We start from the raw sequence: 19,221 nt of genomic DNA on the forward strand, positions 1-19,221 counted from the left end.
TAAAATTTATATGAAAATTTATTATGCTTTCCTTTTTATTTCTTTTTGTACTGTTGTAAATGCCCAAATTGTAAAAGTGGAAGGGGAGTTTGTAGAAGCAAAAGATTCAGTCGAAATTACATTTAATAAATCAGTTGATCTGGATAATAAAAATTACTGGATGAATGCTGATAAAACTCTTATAAAGAATAACAAATTCAGCAGGGAATTTAACTTTAGTACATCAGGCACAATAACAATAAATAATTCTGCCTATACCCCAAAAACAGAACTTATAGTTGATAAAGATTCAAAAATCAAAATACTGTTCAAAAAAGACAGTGGCGTTTTTAAAGTTGGTTTTGAAGGTACCAACGCACTGGGTCTGCAAGAACTAAATTCTTCTGCGATGTTCCGGTATAAAACATTAATGCCGATAATAACCGAATTTTTCAATGAATCTGCTTCTGTAAGCCAATTTTTTGAAAAAATAAGTACATTCCAATCACAGACCATAAAGAAATTTGATTTGCTTTATCAGGAACATAAGATATCGGAATCTTTTTATAGTATCGTCAGGAAGGAAACCGAGTTAGCTTTATTATTTGTTATTAATGATAAAGTCAGAGCCTTGAAAGAAGATACTGATCTCATAAACCAATCAAAGTGGCCGGATAAAGATTTAAATGAAATAATTGTTCAGGCTGATAAAATGTACAATGCATTCGATAAAAAATACAATGAATGCAACGGGGCCCATAGAGTAGTGGTTATAGAACAGAAGTGTTATAATATATCCAAAGGAATTTTAGAGCAGAAGTTTAAGAATGAACTCGGACTTTGGAAAAAAGAACTGGATTATTACAGTTACGCCCCTTATGACAGTCAGGAATTGATGATCACCAACAATATCAATTTTCTCGGATTTGAAAAGAGCAACTGCTCGTTCGAAAAATTTAAAAAAATATTCCCGAAAAGTCCCTATCTGAGTGTTCTCAAAAAACTAAATGATGAATTTAACCGTTCGCAACTGGCACCTTACACCTTAATGCATTATTCTTCTGCATCGGATGATGTAGCTGTAATAAGTACCACTAAATATGAGGGAATAAAAGATTTAATTGCTAAAAATTTCCCTAATAAAGCCGTTTTTGTTGATTTGTGGGCAACTTATTGTGCGCCTTGCAAGGCAGAATTCTCGTATTCAGAAGAGTTACGCGATTTTTTGGAAACAAAAAACATAGTAATGCTCTATGTCTCGGTAGATTCCAGGGAATTTAACCAAAAATGGCAACATGATATTTCTCAGTTCAAGCTGAGTGGGAATCATTATTTTGCTACTTACGAAGAACTGGATTCGCTTAAAAAATTACTGGACGAAAAAGTGGTGGCTATTCCGCGATATCTTTTGTTTAATCAAAAAGGGGAATTAGTCTTAAAAAATACTGAAAAACCATCAACCGGGAAAAAGCTCTACAGTCAGATTACCAGAGAGCTGCAATAAGAATAGTACACTGATTCATCTCTTCCAATCCTCCATGTGATATTTGAGAATTAAAGAGCGATCTGCAATTTTATAATGGATGAAGAAAATAATCATGTCCAAATAAATTTAACAAATGACCAACGATTTCAATTATATTTTTCAATATTTAGACAAGGAAGGGGTTTATATTAATAAAGCCGAATTTGAGTATCAAATTCAATCGCATCCGGACTATCCTTCATTTTTAGCCGTTTCAGACACACTCACATTCTTTAATATTGCTAACGGTGTTCTTTCGGTCGGAATAGCTGAAATTGAATTATTGCCCGATCGTTTTGTGGCATTTCTGGAAATTGAGAAGGGACAGCCGCAGTTCTTTTTTATTGAAAAAAAGGACAGCACTTATTTTTACAGCCATAATAAAACCGCAACGGCATTATCCTTGCAGGAATTGGAACGCTTCTGGAAAAACAGGGTATTGCTGATCGAAAAATCCGGCGCAGATGCTGATCCACCAGCTACTACCGCCACAAATTACTGGGTTTTGCCTGGTTTGTCGGTACTTTTATTGTTCGTTCTTCTTTTGCAATCGAAAGCCGGGCTGAATGCTAAGCTGTTCCTGGCTTTGCCTGCATTGGGCCTTTTTTTTTCATTTGCGGCGCTAAGAGATTTATTCAGCCACAAGAGTGTGCTACTGGACAGTTTCTGCAATATGACTTCTGCTGAAAGTTGTGAAAAGGTAACGCAATCTGCCAAATGGAAAATTTTTGAAACGGTTAGTTTTAGTGATTTAAGCCTTATATTTTTCTCTTACCAGTTTATTTGCTTGTTGTTGTTCTTATTTATTGAAAATACCGAAGCTTATTTTGAAACACAAATACTTTTATTAACAATTGCCCTTCCGGTACTTTTTATCTCGCTGTACTATCAGAAATTTGTCGAAAAAATGTGGTGTCCGGTTTGTCTGGCCATTATTTCAGTGATTCTTTCGGAATTGGGTTATGTGTGGTTTTACTATAATTTTGATTTTAATGTTACAGCTCAGGCGATACTGATTTCTGCTTTTGTTTTTGTAACGGTTGCGCTGATTTGGTTTTCGCTAAAAAAACTATTAAGACAACAGAAAGAACTGAAAGAATTTCATATTGCCGGCAATCGCTTTAAACGTAATTATGAAATTTTTAAAAATAACCTGCTGGCTTCCGAAATTTCAGCTAATAGCGAAATTGAGTCAGGCAGTATTATTTTAGGAAATAGAGATGCATCGTTAAAAATTATAGTGGTCACGAGCCCTTTTTGCAGTTTTTGCGCCGAAGTCCACACGGTTATCGAAGAAATCTTGTCAAAATATTCCGATTTAGTATCTTTTGACCTGCGTTTCAATTTTAATGAAGTAAATAGTGATGCCAGATCCCAAAGAGTGCATCAGAAATTACTGTCTATTTATTACAATTACGGTCAGGAAGCTTTCAGGGATGTTCTGCATCAGTGGTTTACCGATTTTGCTACAAAAGATGAAAAAATAATGGACCGGCCGGAAATAATGTCGCGTGATGATAGAAGCATACAGGAAATTCTAAAGGAACAGTTCCTGTGGAATCAGGCTAATGATGTGGCTTACACACCGTCAATGTTCATTAATGGATATGTTTTTCCAAAACATTACGAAAGGAAAGATTTACTTCACTTTATAATAGACCTATCGGAAGATGAGTGTTTTATTACCGAACGAATTAAAATTCAGGTATAGTTCTATGGGCTTAACGGATAAAATTACGGTCTTAAAATCTGCGTTACCTCCAAAAAAGTTTTAAGCCGCAATGCCATGGTAGGAGACAGCCCTGCGTTACCGTTTATAATATTAGAAATATCTAAATTTGACTATCTGACAATTGCGCAATTTTGCGCACCGAAAGTTTTCTTCCTTAACACCTTCCGTTTTTAAAATTTCTTCAGGATATACGTTTTTTATTTTTCTTTCCCTATCTCAAATGTTTTAAAATTAAGTACTTATAGCCGCTACTTGATCTTCATTTAAACGCAATAAAAAATTGATTCATGTTCTTATAGTTTATATTTTTGCCGTTATGAATGATAATTTTATAAATGAATATTTTGGGATAGGAATACAAAATGGTAAAACGCCTGAAAATTTAGGTGTTTTGTGGCGATCGGCTCAAAACTTAGGCGCTACTTTTATATTTACCATAGGTAATCGATATGCCAAACAAGCCTGTGATACTCATGATGCTGTAAAAGCAATTCCTTATTTTCATTATGATACTTTTGAAGCTTTTTTTGAAAACTTACCTAAAGGAGCGAGATTGGTAGGTGTTGAATTAGATAAAAAAGCCTCCGATTTAGAGACCTTTGAACATCCAAGACGCTGTGTTTATTTATTAGGAGCAGAAGATCATGGCCTATCCAAAAAAGTAATGGATAAATGCCATCATCTAGTGAAGTTTAAATCAGAAAAAAGCCTAAATGTGGCTGTGGCCGGAACTATTATTATGTACGACAGAAACTTGCCTAAACCACGTTCGTAAATAACAGTTGATCTTTTATAGTGCTAATGTTGATTAAAAACATGTAATGTCTTTTAGGCTCAATACTGAGGTTTAAAAGTTATCGGACAAATTGCTTTGCAGCCTTAAAGCAAATCTCTCATGCCACCTGAAGCAATCGGCAGTTGTGAAAAGACTTTTTCTACTTTGTACAATTCTTCTAATGTCGCATATCATGTTTACCAATGTCAATTTCTTATGCTAAAAGCAAATTCCCTAATCTGATCTGATACCATAAATTTTTAATTTTAGGGGTTATTTTTTAAACTCTTCCCAATCTGCTTTTTTCGTTCAAAGACGGGCTGATTTGATGTTTTTAGGATAAAAAGAGAGTAACTCAAAAGGATACATTTTATTTTTTTGTAAAATATGTCTATGAATTTGATTAATAAGTCCATCTTAAAATGATGCATTAGATATACTTTTATTTTCAATTCAATAGTCCTTTTAAAGCAGTTTGAACTTCAATGAATAAAATAGTTAGTTATAAGTAACAGATTTCTTGTTTGTTTTTTGTTTGTAGGGAGATTAATAAAAAAATTAATCTCCCTTGTTTTTTGTGTAGACTAAAAAAGGATGATAATTTAATAAATGTACAACTATATGGAAAGAGAGAATTTGAAAATTAAAAGTGGTAAGCCCTCAAAAACGGTAGTCCTTTTTTTTGTGCTGTTATTTTTATTAGCAGCTAAAGGGTATTGTCAAAATGGAGAAAACACAAAAAGTTCCATAGCCGTGTTAGAAAGACTGATTGGTGATCGTGCGAAAGATTTCGATTTATATATTATTGAAAGTAATGATCAAATTGGTTCTGATTCGTTTGAGGTGGAAACAACTGGAAACAGAATAAAAATCAGAGGAACATCTAATGCCTCAATCTGTTATGGGGCCTATACCTTTCTTAGGGATATTGGGTCTGTTTTAGTAAGTTGGGAAGGAAACAGAATCAATCTTCCTAAAGTATGGCCTAAGTATTCGAAAAAAGTAAGCACGCCATTTCAATACAGGGAGTATCTAAATGCCTGTACATTTGGTTATACCACACCATGGTGGGATTGGAAATCTTGGGAAAAAGAAATAGACTGGATGGCTCTTCACGGCATTAACCTGCCTACAGCAATGGAAGGTCAGGAAACCGTCTGGCAGTTGTTATGGAAAGAATACGGATTGACCGAAACGCAATTAGAAGCCCATTTTGCAGGACCTGCCTTTTTACCATGGCAGCGTATGGGAAATATTAACAGTCTTGAAGGGCCACTGCCACAGGAATGGTTCAGTAAAAAGGAAGAGCTTCAAAAGAAAATCTTAGATAGAATGAGAGCATTAGACATGCATCCTGTTGTACCTGCTTTTAGTGGTTATGTACCGAAAGCTTTTGCTGAAAAATACCCGGAAGCCAAAATAAGCGAATTAAAATCATGGTCCGGAGGTGGTTTCGAAAGTACTTTTCTTCTGGATTCCAAAGATCCTTTATTTAAAAAAATAGGAAAACGCTTTATTGAAATTTACACCAAAATTTACGGGAAGTCTAATTTTTATTTAGCAGATTCTTTTAACGAGATTACACCACCGGTTTCTGAGAATAATAAATATGAAGAACTTTCAAATTACGGAAGCGGAATTTATGAAACTATTAATGAAGCAGCCCCGGGTGCAGTCTGGGTGATGCAGGGATGGCTTTTTGGAGATAAAAAAGAATTCTGGACAAAAGAAGCTACCAGCGCATTTCTGAGTAAAGTGCCAAATGACAGATTGATGATACAGGATTACGCCAATGACAGATATAAGGTATGGGAAAATCAGGAAGCCTTTTATGGAAAACAGTGGACGTACGGTTATGTGCATAATTATGGGGGATCGAATCCTGTCTATGGAGATTTAAATTTTTACAAAAATGAATTGACTAGTCTGCTGAAAAATCCGAATAGAGGAAATGTTGTTGGTTATGGGGCAATGCCGGAAGGTTTAAATAACAATTCAATTGTTTACGAATATATTTATGATCTTCCCTGGAGCAAAGGAGAGGAGCCCATTGATGATTGGCTGACGAAATATTTAAATGCCAGATACGAACAAAAAACTTCTGCAACTGTTTTTAAGGCTTGGGAATTGTTGCTGGAATCAGTTTACAGTACTAAATACTGGGAACCTCGCTGGTGGAATGATAGGGCCGGAGCGTATTTGTTGTTTAAACGCCCGACGGCGACAGTTACAGAATTTAAAGGGCACCCGGGAGATAAGAAAAAACTAAAAGAGGCTTTAGATATTCTAGTCAAAGAAGCGAAAAAATACAATAAAAAGAATTTTATTCATTACGATTTAATAGATGCTTCAAGACATTACTATTCACTTTGTATGGATGAAGATTTAATTGAATGTGTAAAAGCATATCAGCAAAAAGATATAGCAAAAGGGGATCAACTCTTTAAAAAAATAGAGAAACAAGCTTTAGCTATAGATACTATGATCTCTAAGCAACCTTTAAACAGTCTGGATTATTGGATAAAATCTGCTTCTGACTATGGAAGTTCGCCTGAAGCATCTAATTTGTACGTAAAAAACGCAAAAACACTGATTACGCTTTGGGGAGGAGAAGGCCATTTGAATGATTATGCTTCCAGATCCTGGCACGGAATGTACAAAGGATTTTACTGGCCAAGATGGAAAATGTTTTTAGAGGCATTAAAAAAATCAGCAGTTAATACTACTCCATTTGATGAGAGCAAAGAAAGAGAATCAATTAAAGATTGGGAAACTAACTGGTCAAAAAGCAAATAAAAAACATGAGACTTTGATTAATAGTTATTTAAACAAAACTTTACCGAATCTTTATACGATCCTCTTAAGCTATATGAAATGTATGAGATGAAATTTTTACGAAATCGATTAATTAATAAGTTTTTAACTATATATTTTTTTAAAAACAACCTTGCAAAGCCTTGCTATTATTGACCTTAAAGGAATTATCCATGTTTATGAATAACCTGTCCATTTGTTAACATTTCTTTACCATTAATTTCGTCAGTACTATATTAACCAATTAACCAATATCAAAATGGAAAAACTTAAACTTTTATTATTAGCCTTTTGTTTTTGCTTCTCAATTAATACCTGGGCACAAAAAACAGAAGTGTCCGGTGTAGTTTTAGATGACAAAGGCATTCCACTGCCTGCCGCAAATGTACTCGAGAAAGGTACAACGAATTCAGTAACAACAGATTTTGATGGAAAATTTAAATTTTCGGCTTCAAACAAAAATGCGACACTAATAGTTTCTTATATGGGGTTTGAAGATTTGACTTTAAAACTGGAGGAAACAAAAACGAACTATTCGATCAAATTGCAGCCTACTACAAACAGTTTAGAACAAGTTGTAGTAGTAGGTTATGGAAAAGGATCCCGAAAAAACCTTACTACCTCTGTAACTTCTATTAAAGGCGAGGAACTAAATCGAGGAGCAATCAGCGATGTTGGACAGCTTTTACAGGGTAAAGTTTCCGGTTTGAACATTTCATCAAGCGGTGACCCTACAAAAACGGCTTCTGTAGTTTTGCGTGGAGCTTCTACATTAAACAGCTCCCAAGGACCATTTTATGTAATTGATGGTATTCCGGGAGTTGATATCTCTGTAATCTCACCAGATGATATTGCCTCTATCGACGTGCTTAAAGATGCAGCGGCAACGGCAATTTATGGTAATCGTGGTGCAAATGGAGTTATCATGGTAACCACAAAAAAAGGAAGTAAGGGTAAAACGCAGATTGCATACAATGGTTATGTTGGCTGGGAAGAAGTTTCAAATAATCTTGACATGATGAATGCAGATCAGCTGAGAGCTTTTACAACTAAAAACAATTTGAATTTTACTCCGGAAAATGATAAAGGTGCTAAAACAAACTGGCAAAAAGAAATTTTAAGATCAGGACGTGCAGCATCAAGCAGCCATAACTTATCGATGAGCGGTGGTGGAGATCATGGAAACTATACAGCAAGTATTACTTCTCTTAATAAAGAAGGAGTAATGTTAAAAAGTGACTTTTCTCGTATTATTGCCCGTTTATCTGTTGAACAATTTGCTTTTGATGATAAGGTTAAATTTGGTTTAAACGTTACTAATTCCAGCACAAAATATCAAAATGTACCACAGAGAAATACTGTTCTTTTGCAGGCAGCAAGTTATCTCCCTGTTTCTCCGGTAAGAAATGCTGATGGAAGTTTTTTTGAAAATTTTACCAGTCCGGGATATTTTAATCCGGTAGCTTTAATTGAACATGGTACCGATGAAACTAAAACGGATAACCTTGTAGGTAACCTTACTGCAGAAGTAAAACTTCCGTTTGGATTTACTTATAATTTGAATTTAGCACACCAAAGATTAACTGCGTCTCATGGAGAATTTTATGACAGTTATTATTCACAATACAACAGTGCCAACTTTTACAACAACCCAGATCCACCTTTGACAAAAACACTGGTTAATTTTGGTATAAATGGTTCTGCATTGAGAAATTCTTACGAAACCAGAAACAATATCATTGAAAGCTTCCTTACCTGGGATAAAACATTGGGAGAGCATAAAATAAAAGCTGTGGCTGGTTACTCCTGGCAGGAAAATACATTAGGGGACGGATTTCAGGCTACAACAACTAATTTTCCTGTAAACAATGTGGGCTATAACAACCTTGCATTAAGTAATTATACTTCGGTAAATGGTTATGTAGTAAATTTTGGAGACAGTAAAGCATATCAAAAAACGCGTCTGATAGGTGAATTTTTACGTGTAAACTACAATTACAAAGACAAATACCTTTTGCAGGGAACCATCAGAAGAGATGGAGGTTCGATGTTTGGCGTAAACAACCGCTGGGGATACTTTCCTTCTGTAGGCGGGGCATGGAGAGTAGACAAAGAGAGCTTTATGCAGAATCAAAAGATTTTCAGTGATTTAAAATTCCGCGGTAGTTATGGAGTAACAGGAAATTCATCAGGATTTAATGCTTATACGGCTCAGTTTATTTCAGGAAGTTTAGGTACTTTTTATTATAACGGACAGCAAATTGGTGCATATGGCCCTAATCAGGCAGCTAATCCAGATTTGAAATGGGAAAAGACAGCTACAGCAAATATTGGCGTTGATTTCTCAATCTTAAACGGTAAAATAACAGGTTCTGTAGATGTGTACGACAAGAAAACAACAGATATGATTTTTAACTACTCTGTTAATCCGGTACTTGTGCCTGTAGGGACAATTGTAGCCAACGGTGGAGCAATGTCGAATAAAGGTATCGAACTTAGCTTAGGCGCAGCTATTATTAAATCAGCAGATTTTAGCTGGTCAACAAATCTGAATCTGGCGAGTAATAAAAATAAGATTGTTAAATTAACCAATCCTTTTTTTATAGGCGGCGATTCAATCCGCCGTGTACAGCCTGACGGAGGCGGACAAACAGGAAGTACTTTACAGATTTTTAAAGAAGGAAGACCTCTTGGACAATTTTTTACTCTTAAATATGCAGGAAAAAATGCAGATGGAGTTTCACAGTATTACGACAAAAACGGAAATCTGACGACTACACCTTTAAATGGAGTAGATTATCATTATGTAGGAAGCGCGCAGCCAAAACTATTGTTAGGCTGGGGAAATAACTTTCAATACAAAAAATTTGATTTAAGTATTTTCTTCAGAGGAGTGTTTGGTAATAAAATTTTTAATGCTACACGTGCCGATTTGTTTAGGCCGAGTACCGCAATGACTACAAATATTTTAGTTGATGCAGGAAACGAATCGCCAAATGACCTTAACTCTTACAAGTATTCTTCTCGTTTTATAGAAGACGGAAGTTACCTAAGATTAGACAATATGACTTTGGGGTATAATTTTGGAAAAGTAGGCAGATACATAAGCAGTGTACGCATTTATCAAACGATAAATAATCTGTTTGTAATTACTAAATATTCAGGAATTGATCCGGAAGTTGAACAGGGAGGAACTGCTCCTGGTGTAGATTCAAATAACTTCTATCCAAAAACCAGAACGTATATGTTTGGTTTAAACGTGATATTCTAAAAATTAAACTCTAAAAATCATGAAAAAGATATTAAAATATATAGCACTTCCAATGCTTATGGCGGGTATACTATGGTCTTGTGAAGATCTTGATGTGCCAATTACAACACAGCTTACACCTGAAGTGTTTCCTCAAAACGATACACAATACATTCAGGTAACAGGACCTGTCTATGCAGCTTTTCGCGGCGAGTATTCATTTGCCTGGTGGTGGTCGCAGTCTTTATCTACAGATGAGGCGATTTTACCTTCAAGAGGAGGAAACTGGTTTGACAACAGAAATTACATTGCAATGCATTATCATGACTGGAATGCAGATAATGGCATCATAGGAAGTCTTTGGGACTGGTCTTCTAAAGTAATAGGATCCAGTAACCAGGCCATTTCTATTTTGAACCAGACTATGCCGGAAGGTTCCAATAAATCAACTTTGATTTCCGAATTAAAAACCATGCGTGCTATTTCCTATTTTATGTTAATGGATAGTTACGGAGATGTGCCGCTCGATACAGTTTACGGAGATTTTGGTTCTCGTGCCAAAACGCCCAGAAAAGATGTTTTTGTTTTTATTGAAAAAGAATTAAAGAAAGCAATTCCTAATTTAAATCCTGCATCAGGAATTACAACTTATGGCAGACCAAACAAACAGACTGCTAATGCTTTGCTGGCAAAATTATATTTGAATGCAGAGGTATATACGGGAGCACAGCGTTATAATGAATGTATTGCAGCCTGTGATGAGGTAATTAATTCTAACTTATATGCTGTTGAACCAAGAGCGACTTATCTTCAAATGTTTTATCCTAATAACGGACCACAAATGAAAGAATTCATTTTTGCAGTTCCTTATGATCCGGCTGCAGTTACAGTTGGTTACAACGGACAAATGTATCACGCACGTTATGATGTACCTCGTTCTGAAAGAACTAAGTTTGGTCTTCCTTATACGCCAAGTGCACCAAGAAGTACCCTTCCGGAGTTCTATGCTAATTTCAATGATGTAAATGATATTCGCAACAAACAATGGCTTACAGGCCTGCAGTACATGAATGATGGCGTTACCCCGGTAATGGTTACGACAACTAAAAAAGGATATGATCAATTTTATACAGGATCCGACGGAGGTGCTGCCTATACTTATCAGGTAAATTTAACGCCGGATATTATCCTTCGTCAGAGTGTAACCTTATTCGATCTTGGAAATGATGAAATTGCCTGGAACATTGGGTATAGAAATATTAAATTCTACCCGGATGCGACTTCAACAAATCGTAACCAGAATAACGACGTTCCTTTCCTGCGTTATTCAGATATTCTTTTAATGAAAGCAGAATCTATTCTTAGGGGAGGAACAGTTACTTTAGGGCAAAGTGCAGATGCATTAGTAAATATGGTTCGTTCTAATCGAACAACATCCTCAGCTTTTAGCGGTGTAACTTTAGAAGAACTTTACAAAGAAAGAAGCCGTGAGTTTGCCTGGGAGGCCTGGCATAGAAATGATATGATACGTTTTGGGAAATATGAAGGACAATGGGGGTACAAAACCAATACAGATGTTTATCGTCGTGTTTTCCCTATTCCAACCAATGCCAGGATTTTAAATCCGGCCCTGACTCAGAACGATGGATATTAAAAATAATTTTAATTAGGAAAAGGAGAGAAACGTCAAAAAAATCATCCTTTTTAATAAAAACAGCCGATTTGTTCAGTTGTTCAGAATCAGTTTAGTTTCATTTTTTGAATGAAGACAAAGCTTAATCGAATGCCGTTCCAAAAATCAATGAAAGATTAAGCTTTGTAACATTCTTCTCCATTTCTGTTTTCAGAATACAGTATAATCCAGTAGTTCTCAGGTAAATCTTTTGCCTTATATTTTCGTTCAGTAATAAATCAGTATAGAAAATCCTGTATAAAACAGTATTGCCCCAACAAACAGCAGAAGAATGGAATTAAATAAAATCTATAAGACAGGACGCATTGGAATAGGTTTAACGCTTATTTTTTTAGTGTCATGCAATGCTCAGACAACTATTTCTTTAAAAAAGAAACAGTTATCTGATATGGTTTATCCGTTGCTGGACACCGAAAATTCAAGATGGTTTTACTTTTCATCAGCAAGCCGTCCGTTTGGGATGGTAAACTTAAGTCCCGATACAGAAATTAGCAGCGATTGGGGAGGAGGCTATAAATATACTACAGATACAATTAAAGGCTTTAGCCATGTTCATGAATGGCAGATGTCCGGTGTATCCGTAATGCCCGTAACAATAGCAGCTAAAGAGAAGCAGACTATTTTTAAAGATTTTTATTCCGGATTCAGTCATAAAAACGAAACAATTACACCGGGATATCATTCCGTAAAATTGGATAGATATCAGATAACGGCAGAATTAACCAGCACGCTGAGAGTTGGTTTTCATAAATATACTTTTCCTGTAAAGGCACAAAAAGCGATTCTTTTTAATCTGAATACTATTTTGGGACCTTGTGAAAATACGAATGGGAAATTAGAAAAAAACAGTGACTATGAACTGTCGGGATCATTAGTTTTAGGGACCAATTTCAGACGCCCAAAACCATTAACCGTATTTTTTAAAATTAAAACAAATAAGCCGGTTACTTTTATCGAAAGGGATAATGTAACCGGTAATTATTTGGTTAATCTAAATAAAACGACCGGACAGCTACTGATGAAAGTCGGCATTTCGTATACTTCAATTGAAAGTGCCAATAACAATATTGAAACCGAATTAGCCCATTGGGATTTTAATAAAACAGTTGCCGATTCCAGAAATGAATGGAGCAGTTTATTAGGAAGAATAAAAATAGAAGGCGGAACAGAAATCGATCAAAGAAGATTTTATACAGATCTCTGGCATGCTCTGCAAGGGAGAAAAATGATCAGTGATGCAAATGGAACCTATCCTGATAATACAGGAGACCAATTCAGGGTGGGACATTTACCTTTAGATGCTGACGGAAAACCCAAATTCAATCAGTATAATTCAGATGCTTTTTGGGGAGCACAATGGACGATAAATAATCTATGGGGACTGGTATATCCTGAAATTATGGAAGAATTTGTATATTCTTTAATGCAATATTATAAAGATGGCGGTATAATTCCGCGTGGCCCTTCGGGAGGAAATGATACCTACGTAATGACAGGAGCTTCGGCAACGCCTTTTATCGTAAGCGCCATTCAAAAAGGAATTGTAACACAAGATTTAGAAGCTATTTACATTGCACTCAAAAAAAATCATATGCCGGGCGGTATTATGGAAAAAGCAGGATATGAGCACAATACCAATATTGGCGGCGGATTGAAATATTATTTAGAAAAAGGATATGTGCCTTATCCGCTTCCGGAAGGTCATTTCGGAAGCCATGAAGACGGTGCAAGCCAGACTTTAGAATATGCCTATCAGGATTGGACTTTGGCGCAACTGGCTAAAAAACTAAATCATGAAGAAGATTACAATTATTTCATGAAAAGATCAAAAAATTACCAAAATGTATTTGACAGCAGCACAGGATGGATACGCCCCAAAAACGTTGAAGGGAAATGGCGCGAAAATTACGATCCCTATCAATATGAAAATGGATTCATAGAATCGAATGGAGCACAATCAACCTGGTTTGTGCCGCATGATATTGAAGGTCTGGCAGTTTTAATGGGCGGAAAAGAAAAAGCTGTAGCAAAATTAAATGCACAATTTGAAACGGCTAAAAACCAAAAATATACTTCTGGTACATCACACCATGCAGAATTACATCCGGAATTTAGCAGAATCCCCGTCAATTTCGGGAATCAGCCTTCTATGCAGACCTCCAATATTTTTACCCTGTTAGGAAGACCGGATTTAACACAATACTGGACAAGAAACGTAGTAAAAGAAACTTTCAGCGGATTATCTCCTGCAACGGGGTATAACGGTGACGAAGATCAGGGATTAATGGGAAGTCTTAATGTATTGCTTAAACTTGGATTATTTCAAATGAATGGCGGTACAGACAAAGATGCCGTGTATCAGATAGGAAGTCCTTTATTCAATAAAATTTCGATTGACCTAAATCCGAACTATTATTCAGGCAAAACATTTATAATTAAGGCCGCCGGTAACAGCAGCGAAAATGTTTACATAAAAGACCTGAAATTCAACCATAAAACAGTACAAAATTTTAGTCTTTCGCATCAGGATATTACTAACGGAGGAGAACTAATCTTAGAAATGTCGAATAAACCAAACCCTTAAGTTTGTAGGTGACAACATTTAAAAAGAAAAAAATAAAGACTAAAGAAATAATACACAATGAAAATATCGACCAGAGTTATCTTTTTTTTAGGAATATCATTTCTTATTGCAGGTACAATCAGTGCCCAACAGCCCGTACATCAATATGTAGACCCGATGATTGGATCAGAAGGAGTAGGCAGGGTTTTCATTGGTCCGTCCTGCCCTTACGGAATGGTAAAACCAAGTCCGGACTGTACCGCGAGCCCGAACAGCGGCTGGTTTCCTGTACCAAAAGAAGTAACAGGCTTCAGTCAGGTGCATGTAAGCGGAACAGGCGGAGGTCCCAAATACGGAAACATTCAGATTATGCCATTTTCAGGTGCTTTAGATAAAATGGATCAAACCGCATTTAGAACTGAAGAAAATGTAAAACTGGGGTATTATGAAACTGTTTTCAGGGAGAATACTATTAAAACCGAAATAACTACAGGTGAAAAAGTATCTTTTTATCGTATAACTTATCCCAAAAACACATCCAGAGAATTAAAAATTGATCCGGGATTTTTTCTCGGAGAAGAAAAGATTCCGGATGCCAGGGAAGCACAGCAGTTTGTAGGTTCGCAGATCGAAATTGTTTCAGATACAGAAGTTCGGGGCTACAGCCGAATTCGGGGCGGTTGGAACAACGGACGTGCTTACACCGTTTATTTCTGGGCCGTTTTTGATCAGCCGATCGCAAAATATGTAACCTTTAAAGACGGTAGATTTTATAATGATCAAAAAGCACAGTTTGATTCCGGAAAGAAAACTGCAGCTTTATTTTCTTTCGGAAATACAGGAAAAGAAGAGCTGAATGTCAAAATCGGAATTTCTTTTTTAAGCGAATTAAAAGCGAAAAATAATATTGAAGTTGAAATTCCGCATTGGGATTTTAATACCGTTTTGTCCAGTTTAGAAAATAAATGGGAAGCTTTATTAAGCCGAATCCAGGTTTCTTCAGATACATCCGAAGACTATAAAAAAATGTTCTACACCGGTTTGTACCATACCATGATTATGCCTGTTGACCGCACAGGAGAAAATCCGTTATGGACAAATGACGAACCGTATTATGATGATTTTTATACCATTTGGGATACATTTAGAACGTCAAGCCCTTTAATTACGCTCATTGACAGTAAACGTAAAGTCGAAATTATCAATGCGATGCTCAACATTTACAAACGGGAAGGCTTTTTACCCGAAGGAAGAAGCGGCAACGACAACGGAAGAACTCAGGGCGGTTCTAACGCTGAGGTTGTTTTGGCAGATGCTTTTGTAAAGGGTTTAAAAGGAATAGATTATGAATTGGTGCTGCAGGCAATGCTGAAAGATGCGACCGTTTCACCAGGCGGAAATGAAGAAAAAGAAGGAAGAGGCGGACTACTGGATTATTTAAAATTAGGATACGTTCCGTACGGCACAGACCGCGCAGGAAACCGAACCATTGATTATGCGTACAACGATTATAATATTGCCGTAGTCGCTAAAGGATTAGGCAAAACGGATTTGTATAATCAGTACATCAGACAGGCAGACAGCTGGCAGAATTTATGGCGTTCAGATTACGAAAATAATGGCGCAAGAGGATTCATTATGCCGAAAGACAGAGACGGAAAATGGCTGGATGATGTTGTTTTTGGAGCATCAAAAATCCAGAAACCTACTTTTAAATATACTCCTGTAATTACAGAATCGCCCTGGTATGTCTGCCATTGGTGCGTGTTTTTTTACGAAGGAAATTCATGGGAATATTCCTTTAGCATTCCACACGACGTTCCGGAACTGATTGTTAAATCGGGAGGAGAAAAAGCTTTTGAGCAAAGACTCGATACCTTCTTTACTGCAGATTTGTATAATGTTGCCAACGAGCCTTCGTTTTTAACGCCTTGTCTGTATCACTGGATTGGAAAACCCTATTTGAGCAGCAACAGAATCAGAACGATTATCAAAAACAATTTTAACACGTCAAGAGAAGGACTTCCCGGCAATGACGATTCGGGTGCAATGTCTTCGTGGCTGGCTTTCCATATGATGGGACTTTATCCGAATGCAGGACAGCCCTATTATCTCATTAATACGCCTTTGCTAAAGGAAACAACAATACAATTGGAAAACGGTAAAAAGTTTACCATTTCCGCTAAAAAACGGAGTGATAAAAACACATACATAAAAAAAGCTTTTTTAAACGGAAAATCGTATGATAAAGCATGGATTTTACATGATGATATTATTAATGGAGGAGAATTGATTTTAGAAATGGATTCGAAACCTTCTGCCTGGGGAACCCTAATTTTACCACCCAAAAAATAAAATGATGAGCAAGATGAAAAATATAATTTTAGTATTTCTGTTTTTATCATTTTATGAAACAGGAACAGCACAAACGTACATTCCAACACTAAAAAATAATACAGAACTGCACTATGTGTGCAAACTTCACGGACAGACCAGAACTTTGCAGCTTACCGCTGAAACGGCAGACCATAAGCTGACTTTTAAACTGGAAACAAGGGGTGTGAAAAGCAGTATAGTGATGCTTCCCGAAGCAGTGAAAAACGGTAATGCCTTAAGTTTTAATCAGGGAGAATATGCACCTGTTTTAAACTTAAAACCAACAGAAACTTTTTTTATGATTTCGCAGTCCGCTTATCAGGATTTAGTCAAAAACAATTCTTTTGTATATAATAATACAACTTATGTGCTGGATAAAAACGAAGATAAAGACAGCGTTTCAATTGACGGAAAATTTGTAGATGCTTTACACGTAATCGCACAAATCGATGAAACCGAAATGTGGATCGTAAAAAATCCTGAGTTTCCATTAATCTGTAAAATAATTAAGAATCCGCTAGGGATAAATTTTACTTTAGTGAAAGTAGTGGATACTATAAATTAAAAAAAAATAGTTAAGAGATTTCAGGCCTGACAGGTTTTAAAAACCTGTCAGGCCTATAGTATACTATCAAAATAATAAACAATGTCATTCAAAAATATCTTTGGTTCATTGCTTCTTTTAATTCTGATTTCCTGTAAAACAGAACAACATTTCAAGGAGAAAAATGTGCAGATCGCTTTTATAGCCGATGTTCATTTACAGGATATTTTTGCCAAATTTGAAGACAACAATTATCGGGGAATCAAAAATCCGGTTACGGGCGAATATGCAAATATCAGAACAATGAATTCCCAGCTGCATTCTACCAGAATTTTCAATGAAAATTATTTTGCCTTTTTAGAAGCCCTAAATGACATTGTAAAAAGAGGTATCAGACAAGTTGTACTTCCGGGTGATTTCAGCGACGACGGACAGCCCGTTCACGTACGGGGCTTGAGAAAAATACTCAACGAATATTCCCAAAAACACGGCCTTTCTTTTTTCGTGACTACGGGTAATCATGATGTTGTAAGGCCATTTTCTCAGGATGCCGTTAAAACTGATTTTTTAGGTAAAGACGGAAAAGAGCAGATTATCAGCAGTTCTGAATACAATTTTAATACAAGTAAAAGTGAACTGGAACCCATTATCACTGCTGATATAAAAAACTGGGGTTATAAGGAAACCATTCACGAAATGAGAGATTTTGGTTTTTTTCCAAAAAATACTGATTTGTATTGGGAAACGCCTTTTTCAAACTACACCTACGGACACTATAATTTTGAAGAAGCACAAAAAGAATCTGTTTTAGAAAAAAGAACGTATGCCATTAAAAATACGAATCTGTTTCTTCCGGATGTGAGTTATCTTGTTGAACCAATAAAAGGAATCTGGCTTTTGGCAATTGATGCGAATGCTTATGTTCCGAACGACAAATTATCCGGAGAATCAGATAATCCGCATGATTTTTCGGGAGCGAATACGGGTTATAATAACGTTCTTATTTACAAGAGCTATTTATTAAACTGGGTTAAAAAGGTGTCCGCAGAAGCAAGGAAAAACGGAAAAATCCTGATTGCTTTTAGCCATTATCCGATGGTTGAATTTAATGATAATGCATCTCCGGAATTGAAACAGCTTTTGGGTTCCGATAAAATGCAATTGCAAAGAGTTCCTGATGAAGCAGTAGCGCAGCAATTTGCAGATGCCGGCATTCAGATTCATTTTGGCGGACATATGCATATCAACGATACGGGAGTAAGAACGTCCGCAAAAGGGAATACTTTGTTTAATATTCAGACACCTTCGCTTGCCGCTTATCTGCCGGCTTATAAAATATTGACCATTCATGCTGGTTCTGAATTTGAAGTGGAGACAGTTGTGGTGGGCAATGTGGCAGATTTCAAGAGTTTATTCCCTTTTTATGAAGAAGAATATGCGCATCTGCAAAATAGTAAAAATGATGGTATTTGGAATAAGGAAATATTAAAGGCAAAAGATTATAAAGAATTTACAAACTGGCATTTAAAAGAACTGGTTCGTTTGCGATTTTTGCCGGAAGATTTTCCTGCAGAATTTTTAAAATCAATTGTAAATCTTACAGGTAAATATTTATTAGAAATAAATAAAAACGCTTCAGAAATTGATAAAGATTTGAAATCAAATTCCCTGGCTCTTGCCGATTTTGAATCATGGACTGGTTTTGATATGATTTTCGATTTTTACCGCTTAAAAAATGCAGATGAACTGGCAATTTCAGAAATTGGAAATCAGAGATTAAAGCAATATGATTTGGTCTGCAGGCAGTTAAAAAAATCAAATGATCCAAAACTGGTTTTATGGGCTGTAATATTTTTGAAAACCAGAAATGGAGAGCCTTCAGATCATTTTAAGATTGATTTAATAAATAACAAAATTGATAATTTATCTGTTAAATAATTTTGATATTTATTAAATCAAAAAGATTAAAT

10 protein-coding genes are annotated in these 19,221 nt (G+C 35.9%); all 10 read left to right on the forward strand.

The window, feature by feature from the left end:
* Positions 1-10 precede the first annotated feature (10 nt).
* The gene (locus tag HAV12_RS10530) at positions 11-1,483 is read left to right on the forward strand and encodes a redoxin family protein (protein ID WP_171569611.1); all 1,473 of its coding nucleotides are present in this window, start codon (positions 11-13) and stop codon (positions 1,481-1,483) included.
* Between the two features lie 115 nt (positions 1,484-1,598).
* On the forward strand, positions 1,599-3,215 hold the full coding sequence (locus tag HAV12_RS10535) for a thioredoxin domain-containing protein (RefSeq protein ID WP_171569612.1): 1,617 nt from the start codon (positions 1,599-1,601) through the stop codon (positions 3,213-3,215).
* 337 nt (positions 3,216-3,552) lie between these two features.
* Positions 3,553-4,011, forward strand: a complete 459-nt coding sequence (locus HAV12_RS10540; RefSeq protein WP_132037611.1) for an RNA methyltransferase — start codon at positions 3,553-3,555, stop codon at positions 4,009-4,011.
* A 621-nt stretch (positions 4,012-4,632) separates the two neighbouring features.
* Positions 4,633-6,807: an alpha-N-acetylglucosaminidase gene (locus tag HAV12_RS10545; RefSeq protein ID WP_171569614.1), complete on the forward strand. Its 2,175-nt coding sequence runs from the start codon at positions 4,633-4,635 to the stop codon at positions 6,805-6,807.
* 277 nt (positions 6,808-7,084) lie between these two features.
* A complete protein-coding gene (locus HAV12_RS10550; protein ID WP_171569615.1) occupies positions 7,085-10,096 on the forward strand; it encodes a TonB-dependent receptor in 3,012 nt (1,003 codons plus the stop codon).
* 19 nt (positions 10,097-10,115) lie between these two features.
* Positions 10,116-11,729 (forward strand): RagB/SusD family nutrient uptake outer membrane protein, encoded by a 1,614-nt coding sequence (locus tag HAV12_RS10555; RefSeq protein WP_171569618.1) that lies wholly within the window; start codon positions 10,116-10,118, stop codon positions 11,727-11,729.
* 310 nt (positions 11,730-12,039) lie between these two features.
* Positions 12,040-14,352, forward strand: coding sequence for a GH92 family glycosyl hydrolase (locus HAV12_RS10560; RefSeq protein WP_171569620.1), 2,313 nt, complete (start codon positions 12,040-12,042; stop codon positions 14,350-14,352).
* Positions 14,353-14,409: 57 nt separating this feature from the next.
* Entirely contained in the window at positions 14,410-16,686 is a 2,277-nt protein-coding gene (locus HAV12_RS10565) for a GH92 family glycosyl hydrolase (RefSeq protein WP_171569621.1), read from the forward strand.
* Positions 16,687-16,699: 13 nt separating this feature from the next.
* A complete protein-coding gene (locus tag HAV12_RS10570; RefSeq protein WP_171569623.1) occupies positions 16,700-17,272 on the forward strand; it encodes a hypothetical protein in 573 nt (190 codons plus the stop codon).
* A gap of 81 nt (positions 17,273-17,353) precedes the next feature.
* Positions 17,354-19,189 (forward strand): metallophosphoesterase, encoded by a 1,836-nt coding sequence (locus HAV12_RS10575; protein ID WP_171569625.1) that lies wholly within the window; start codon positions 17,354-17,356, stop codon positions 19,187-19,189.
* Positions 19,190-19,221 lie beyond the last annotated feature (32 nt).

Origin of the sequence: Flavobacterium sp. CLA17 (assembly GCF_013112255.2) — a bacterium.
GTDB lineage: Bacteria > Bacteroidota > Bacteroidia > Flavobacteriales > Flavobacteriaceae > Flavobacterium > Flavobacterium circumlabens.

Coding starts and splice junctions, on each gene's coding strand:
- HAV12_RS10530 (WP_171569611.1), top strand. CDS start 11: ATGAAAATTTATTATGCTTTCCTTTTTATTTCTTTTTGTACTGTTGTA.
- HAV12_RS10535 (WP_171569612.1), top strand. CDS start 1,599: ATGACCAACGATTTCAATTATATTTTTCAATATTTAGACAAGGAAGGG.
- HAV12_RS10540 (WP_132037611.1), top strand. CDS start 3,553: ATGAATGATAATTTTATAAATGAATATTTTGGGATAGGAATACAAAAT.
- HAV12_RS10545 (WP_171569614.1), top strand. CDS start 4,633: ATGGAAAGAGAGAATTTGAAAATTAAAAGTGGTAAGCCCTCAAAAACG.
- HAV12_RS10550 (WP_171569615.1), top strand. CDS start 7,085: ATGGAAAAACTTAAACTTTTATTATTAGCCTTTTGTTTTTGCTTCTCA.
- HAV12_RS10555 (WP_171569618.1), top strand. CDS start 10,116: ATGAAAAAGATATTAAAATATATAGCACTTCCAATGCTTATGGCGGGT.
- HAV12_RS10560 (WP_171569620.1), top strand. CDS start 12,040: ATGGAATTAAATAAAATCTATAAGACAGGACGCATTGGAATAGGTTTA.
- HAV12_RS10565 (WP_171569621.1), top strand. CDS start 14,410: ATGAAAATATCGACCAGAGTTATCTTTTTTTTAGGAATATCATTTCTT.
- HAV12_RS10570 (WP_171569623.1), top strand. CDS start 16,700: ATGAAAAATATAATTTTAGTATTTCTGTTTTTATCATTTTATGAAACA.
- HAV12_RS10575 (WP_171569625.1), top strand. CDS start 17,354: ATGTCATTCAAAAATATCTTTGGTTCATTGCTTCTTTTAATTCTGATT.